This is a genomic window from Paucilactobacillus oligofermentans DSM 15707 = LMG 22743 (assembly GCF_001434315.1).
Lineage (GTDB): Bacteria > Bacillota > Bacilli > Lactobacillales > Lactobacillaceae > Paucilactobacillus > Paucilactobacillus oligofermentans.
Genome location: NZ_AZFE01000004.1, coordinates 1 through 249, shown reverse-complemented (window position 1 = coordinate 249; position 249 = coordinate 1). Strand labels below are relative to the sequence as shown.

General features: G+C 34.9%; 1 protein-coding gene. It reads right to left on the bottom strand.

Annotated features, from left to right (window positions below; translation table 11 throughout):
• Nucleotides 1–27 precede the first annotated feature (27 nt).
• Nucleotides 28–249: antitoxin (locus tag FC70_RS02330; RefSeq protein WP_057889442.1), on the bottom strand; the 222-nt coding region annotated here is incomplete at its 5' end.

Here is a 249-nt window from a genome sequence, read left to right as displayed (position 1 = left end):
CACGTGGTTTAAATCTTAGTTTTTTCATTATTTAAACTGACCCCAATAATCATCATTTGATTCAACAATTTCATCATCAGGTAAAACATGGCGTTTAATTAACTGATCACGCGCAATTGCATATTCTAACGAACCTTCTTTAGCTTTTAATGCTCTTTCTAGCCAGTCCATTTTTTCTTGTGAAACAATGGCTACTGCGCGACTATTTGAACGAGCAATATAAACGGTTTCGTCTTCGTCATTAACTTG